Raw genomic sequence first — 6,398 nt, 5'->3', positions numbered from 1 at the left:
ATGCGCACCCGTGCCGCCGTCGCCCTTGAGGCCGGCAAACCGCTCGAGATCATGGAAGTGGAACTGGACGACCCGAAGGCGGGCGAGGTTCTGGTCGAGATCAAGGCCACCGGCCTGTGCCACACCGACGAATTCACCCGCTCGGGCGCCGACCCCGAGGGCCTGTTCCCCTGCATCCTCGGCCATGAGGGCGCGGGCGTGGTGGTCAAGGTCGGCGAGGGCGTCACCACGCTGAAGCCGGGCGATCACGTGATCCCGCTCTATACCCCGGAATGCCGCCAGTGCCCGTCCTGCCTGTCGGGCAAGACCAACCTCTGCACCGCCATTCGCGGCACGCAAGGCCAGGGCCTGATGCCCGATGGCACCACGCGTTTTCACATGCTCGATGGCACGCCGATCTATCATTACATGGGCTGCTCGACCTTCGCGAACCACACGGTCCTGCCGGAAATCGCGCTGGCCAAGGTCCGCGAGGACGCGCCCTTTGACAAGATCTGCTACATCGGCTGCGGCGTCACCACCGGCATCGGCGCGGTGATCAACACGGCGGGCGTGGAAATCGGCTCGACCGCGGCGGTGTTCGGCCTTGGCGGGATCGGTCTGAACGTGATCCAGGGCCTGCGCATGGCGGGCTGCGACATGATCATCGGCGTGGACCTGAACGACGACAAGGCGGAGATGGCGAAGAAATTCGGCATGACGCACTTCGTTAACCCGTCCAAGGTAGACAACACCGTGCAGGCGATCGTCGACCTGACGAAGCGCGGCGCGGACCAGATCGGCGGCGTGGACTATTCCTTTGACGCGACGGGCAACGTGAAGGTGATGCGCGACGCTTTGGAGTGCTCGCACCGTGGCTGGGGCGTGTCGGTCATCATCGGGGTCGCCCCGGCGGGGGCCGAGATCTCGACCCGTCCGTTCCAGCTGGTCACCGGCCGCGTCTGGAAGGGCACCGCGTTCGGCGGCGCCAAGGGCCGCACCGACGTGCCGAAGTTCGTCGACTGGTACATGGACGGCAAGATCGAGATCGACCCGATGATCACGCACAAGCTGACCCTGGACGAGATCAATCACGGCTTCGACCTCATGCACGAAGGCAAGTCCATCCGCGCAGTCGTCGAGTTCTGAGGACGCCATGGAGACCGTTTCCGAAAATCGCAGCTTTGGCGGGGTGCAGGGGGTCTACAAGCACGCCTCCAACACCTGCGGGTGCGAGATGACCTTTGCGGTCTACATGCCGCCGCAGGCCGAGGATGGGCCAGTGCCGGTGCTGTGGTATCTCTCGGGTCTGACCTGCACCCACGAGAATGCCATGACCAAGGCCGGGATGCAGGAACATGCCGCAGAACACGGGCTGGCGCTGGTGTTCCCGGACACCTCGCCGCGCGGCGAGGGTGTGGCGGACGACGAGGCCTATGACCTTGGCAAGGGTGCGGGGTTCTACGTGAACGCCACGCGCTCGCCGTGGAAACCGCATTACCGCATGTACGATTACGTGGTGAACGAGCTGCGCGACATCGTGATGAAGAACTTCGCGGTGCAGGACCGTCACGGCATCACCGGCCACTCCATGGGGGGGCACGGCGCCCTGACCATCGCGATGCGCAACCCGGACCTGTTCGATTCGGTATCTGCCTTTGCGCCGATCGCCAATCCGACGCAGTCGGACTGGGGTCGCAAGCAGCTTTCCGCCTATCTGGGCGACGATGAATCGGCCTGGTCGGACCATGATGCGACCTTGTTACTAGAGGACAGGGGCTGGAAAGCGGATATTCTCGTCGATCAGGGAGGCGCGGATCAGTTCCTGGAACTGTTGAAGCCGGAATCCCTGGCGGGCATGATGACCCGCCGCCGCCAGTCGGGGACGTTCCGGATGCAGAAGGGTTACGATCACTCGTACTTTTTCGTGAACACATTCGCCGGAGATCACGTCGCCTGGCACGCAGAGCGGCTCCAGTAGCGAAACAGCAAACTCAGAAGGTTTGAACATGATCAAGAAAACACTCGCCGCCGCACTCGTGACCCTGCTGCCCGTCGTGGCTGCAGCGGACAGCCACGGGATGGAAGGCGATGCCGCCGCGGGGGAAAAGGTCTTCAAGAAGTGCAAGGCCTGCCACCAGGTTGGCGAAGGCGCGGAAAACAAGACCGGTCCGGTGCTGAACGGCGTCGTCGGTCGCGTGATCGGCTCGCACGAGGGCTTCAAGTACTCCGGCACGCTGGCCGACATGGGCGCCGCTGGCGACACCTGGACGGTCGAGAACCTCGACCACTTCCTCGAGAAGCCGAAGGATTTCGCCAAGGGCACCAAGATGGCATTCGCCGGCCTGAAGAAAGAAGACGACCGGAAGAACGTCATCGCCTACCTGGCGACCTTTGCCGAGTAAGGCATACGAAATTGCCGTGCCGCAGGGAGGGAGAGAACCGGCGGCACGGTGACAACCGGCGGCGACCCGCACCACTCGGGGCGCGCGCCATATGCGCGGCGGAGGAGCCGCACCAACGGGAGGAAGATCATGCGATCGATCAAACTACTTACCTCGGGCATCGCGCTCATGACCGCGACTGCGGCATTCGCAAACGATGACCTGGTGGCCAAGATGGACGACCCCACGCAGTGGGTGATCCAGACCGGCGACTACAAGAACCAGCGCTACTCCGAGCTCGACCAGATCAACAAGGACAACGTGAAGGACCTGCAGGTCGCATGGACCTTCTCGACCGGTGTCCTGCGTGGCCACGAGGGTTCGCCGCTGGTCGTCGACGGCATCATGTACGTCCACACGCCGTTCCCGAACATCGTCTACGCTCTCGACCTGGCGGACGAAGGCAAGATCATCTGGAAGTACGAGCCCAAGCAGAACCCGGACGTGATCCCGGTGATGTGCTGTGACACCGTGAACCGCGGTGTGGCCTATGGCGACGGCAAGATCTTCCTGCATCAGGCAGACACCAAGGTCGTGGCCCTGGACGCGAAGTCCGGCGAAGTCGTCTGGGAAGTCCAGAACGGCGATCCGTCGATCGGCGAAACCAACACCGCCACCGTGCTGCCGGTCAAGGACAAGGTCATCGTCGGCATCTCCGGCGGCGAATTCGGCGTCCGTGGCTCCGTCACCGCTTACAACATGTCGGACGGCTCGCTGGCATGGCGTGCCTATTCCATGGGTCCGGACAGCGACATACTCGTCGATCCGGAGCAGACCACCCACCTGGGCAAGCCCGTTGGCGCGGATTCCGGCACCAATACCTGGGAAGGCGACCAGTGGATGATCGGCGGCGGCACCACCTGGGGCTGGTACTCGGCGGATCTCGAAGAGAACCTGATGTACTACGGCACCGGCAACCCCTCGACCTGGAACCCGGCACAGCGTCCCGGCGACAACCGCTGGTCCATGACCATCATGGCGCGTGACATCGACACGGGCGTGGCCAAGTGGTTCTACCAGATGACCCCGCACGACGAGTGGGACTTCGACGGCATCAACGAAATGATCCTCACGGAGCAGGAAATTGATGGCCAGCAACGCAAGCTGCTCACCCACTTCGACCGCAACGGCCTTGGATACACCCTGGACCGCGTGTCGGGCGAACTGCTGGTGGCCGAGAAGTACGATCCGGCGGTGAACTGGACCACCGGCGTCGACATGGACCCGAACTCCGAGACCTATGGTCGCCCGGCAGTCGTGGCCCAGTACTCGACCGAGCAGAATGGCGAAGACGTCAACTCCACCGGCATCTGCCCGGCGGCTCTGGGGTCGAAGGACCAGCAGCCGGCGGCCTACTCGCCCAAGACCGAGCTGATGTACGTGCCGACCAACCACGTCTGCATGGACTACGAACCGTTCCGCGTGTCCTACACCGCCGGTCAACCCTACGTGGGCGCGACCCTCGCGATGTACCCGGCACCGGACAGCCACGGCGGCATGGGTAACTTCATCGCCTGGGACAACGTCAAGGGCGAGATCAAGTGGTCCAACCCCGAGCAGTTCTCGGTGTGGTCCGGTGCTCTGGCCACCGCGGGTGACGTGGTGTTCTACGGCACGCTCGAAGGCTACCTGAAGGCCGTCGATGCCACCACGGGTGACGAGCTGTACAAGTTCAAGACCCCCTCGGGCATCATCGGCAACGTGATGACCTACGAGCAGGACGGCAAGCAGTACATCGGCATCCTGTCGGGTATCGGCGGCTGGGCCGGCATCGGTCTCGCAGCAGGTCTGACCAACCCGAACGACGGTCTGGGTGCCGTGGGTGGCTACGCCGCTCTCAGCGACTACACCGCTCTGGGTGGCCAGCTGACCGTGTTCAGCCTGCCGAACTAAGGCTCTGCTGAGGCCCGCGATCGGGCCTCACACCATACATCGGTCCGATGCGTCACATGCGCGTCGGACCTCGATGAAACGAACTTTCCCAAGAAGGTGAACGCCCATGATGCGCACCGCATCCCGTTTTCTCGTCGCCAGTGCCCTGATTGCCGTCTCGCCCGCCATTGCAAGCGCGCAGAGCTGGAGCGATCAGCCGGTCGACCCCGCAAAGTTCCAGGAACAGGCCGCCGTCTCCTACGAAGAAGATGGCCGCTACTTCAACGCAGATGATGTCGTGACCTACAACGTCGCCGAAGACGGCACCGTCGACTGGCTGACCTTCTCGGGCTTCCGCCGCTACCACTCGGAATGCCACGTCTGCCACGGCCCGGACGGCGAAGGATCGTCCTACGCGCCGAAGATCAAGAACTCGGCCGTGCACATGGGATACTACGATTTCTACGATGTCGTCGTGAACGGCCGCGTCAACGGGAACTCCGTGATGCCGCACTTTGGCGAGAACAAGAACGTCATGTGCTACCTGGACGACATCTACGTCTATCTCGAGGCGCGCGGCATGGACGCGATCCCGCGCGGCCGCCCGGCGAAGAAAGCCGCAAAATCGGACGCAGAACGCGAGCGCGAAGATGCCTGCATGGGTGGCTGATCCGGCGCGCCGCTTCGGCAGCGCCCTTCTCGGCGGCCTCCTGATGGCCGCCGCCTGCCTGCTCCCGGTCGCGGGGCAGGCGCAGACATCCGATCTGGTGTCTACCCACGCTCTGCGCGTCTGCGCAGATCCGGCCAATGCGCCCATGTCCTCGGAGGACCTGTCCGGCTACGAGAACAAGCTTGCCGATCTGGTCGGAGAGAAACTCGATCTTCCGGTGAAGTACGAGTGGTATCCCATGGCGACCGGCTTCGTGCGCAACACGCTGATGGCCAAGAAATGCGATGTCATCATGGGCTATGCGCAGGGCCATGAACTGGTCCTCAACACCAACCACTACCTGACATCCGTTTTTGTCCTGATCGTGCCGAAGGACGGTGACCTGTCCGGCGTGAAGGACCTCTCGGACGAGGCCCTGAAAGGGAAGCGGATCGGCGTCATCGCAGGCTCGCCTCCAGCGACCCACATGGCCCGCAACGGTCTGATCGGAAAAGCAAAGCCCTACAACCTCGTGGTTGATCGCCGCTACGAAAGCCCGTCAGAGACAATGCTCGCAGACCTTGAAAGCGGCGACATTGATGCGGCGGTGCTCTGGGGACCGATTGGTGGCCCGCTGGTGAAGCAGCATCACCCGGACTTCGTGGCAATCCCTTTGCTGGGCAACCAGCTTCCGCCCAAGATGTACTACCGCATCACCATGGGGGTTCGGCAGGGCGAAAAGGTGTGGCAGCGCAAGCTCAACAGCCTGATCCGTCGCAACCAGGGTGACATCAACGCCATCCTCGCCGATGCAGGCGTGCCGATGGTCAATGACATGGGCGACACGTTGCTGGACGTCACGCAATGATCAGGGCGGCGCTGCTGACCGGGCTTCTCGCCCTCGCAGCGCCGCTGCCCGCCCAGCAGGCTGAGCCCGCCGACTACCGTACGGACCACTACCGCGGTCCGGTGCCCATGGCGGTGACCGGGGGAACCGTGGTGGGGCCCGAAGAAGCCCATGCCCTCTGGGAGCAGGGTGCCGCGTTCATCGACGTGCTGCCTCAGGCCCCGAAGCCCGCCAACCTGCCGAAAGGCACGATCTGGCGCGACAAGCCTCGCGATTCCATTCCCGGAGCCATCTGGTTGCCGAACGTGGGCTATGGCGCCCTTGCCGATGTCACGGCGGACTATTTCCGTCGCGGCCTGAAGGAGGCCACCGGAGGTGATCCTTCCCAGCCGGTGGTCTTCTTCTGCCTCGAAGACTGCTGGATGAGCTGGAACGCCGCGAAACGCGCCGCCGAGTGGGACTACACGGCCGTGTTCTGGCTGCCGGAAGGCACCGACGGATGGTCGCTTTGGGGGTATCCCTTGGAGCGGGTGAAGCCCATGGCGGGGCAGCCGCAAGCCGAATAAGGCCGAAGGGGGCGCTGCCCCCCTCTTCTCCTGCGGAGAAT

General features: G+C 63.7%; 7 protein-coding genes. All 7 read left to right on the top strand.

Going from position 1 to position 6,398, the window contains the following annotated elements; genetic code table 11:
- A partial coding sequence (locus ACP16H_RS19845; protein ID WP_425071706.1) for an S-(hydroxymethyl)glutathione dehydrogenase/class III alcohol dehydrogenase occupies window positions 1–1,128 on the top strand: 1,128 nt, incomplete at its 5' end.
- 7 nt (window positions 1,129–1,135) lie between these two features.
- Window positions 1,136–1,960: an S-formylglutathione hydrolase gene (fghA, locus tag ACP16H_RS19840; RefSeq protein ID WP_425073981.1), complete on the top strand. Its 825-nt coding sequence runs from the start codon at window positions 1,136–1,138 to the stop codon at window positions 1,958–1,960.
- 28 nt (window positions 1,961–1,988) lie between these two features.
- On the top strand, window positions 1,989–2,384 hold the full coding sequence (locus ACP16H_RS19835; protein WP_425073980.1) for a c-type cytochrome: 396 nt from the start codon (window positions 1,989–1,991) through the stop codon (window positions 2,382–2,384).
- A 129-nt stretch (window positions 2,385–2,513) separates the two neighbouring features.
- Window positions 2,514–4,316, top strand: a complete 1,803-nt coding sequence (locus ACP16H_RS19830) for a methanol/ethanol family PQQ-dependent dehydrogenase (RefSeq protein WP_425073979.1) — start codon at window positions 2,514–2,516, stop codon at window positions 4,314–4,316.
- Window positions 4,317–4,425: 109 nt separating this feature from the next.
- Window positions 4,426–4,965 carry a c-type cytochrome, methanol metabolism-related gene (locus tag ACP16H_RS19825; protein WP_425073984.1) on the top strand — a complete coding sequence of 180 codons (540 nt, stop codon included), beginning with the start codon at window positions 4,426–4,428 and terminating at the stop codon, window positions 4,963–4,965.
- Entirely contained in the window at window positions 4,946–5,812 is an 867-nt protein-coding gene (locus tag ACP16H_RS19820; RefSeq protein WP_425073978.1) for a substrate-binding domain-containing protein, read from the top strand. Before ACP16H_RS19825 ends, ACP16H_RS19820 begins: the two co-directional genes overlap by 20 nt.
- A complete protein-coding gene (locus tag ACP16H_RS19815; protein ID WP_425073977.1) occupies window positions 5,809–6,357 on the top strand; it encodes a PQQ-dependent catabolism-associated CXXCW motif protein in 549 nt (182 codons plus the stop codon). The genes ACP16H_RS19820 and ACP16H_RS19815 overlap by 4 nt, the downstream gene beginning before the upstream one ends.
- Window positions 6,358–6,398: the final 41 nt, after the last annotated feature.

The sequence above is a fragment of the Sagittula sp. S175 genome, assembly GCF_049800975.1.
GTDB lineage: Bacteria > Pseudomonadota > Alphaproteobacteria > Rhodobacterales > Rhodobacteraceae > Sagittula.
The sequence above is the reverse complement of the archived record's forward strand: the minus strand, read 5'-3'. Positions and strand labels throughout refer to the sequence as shown.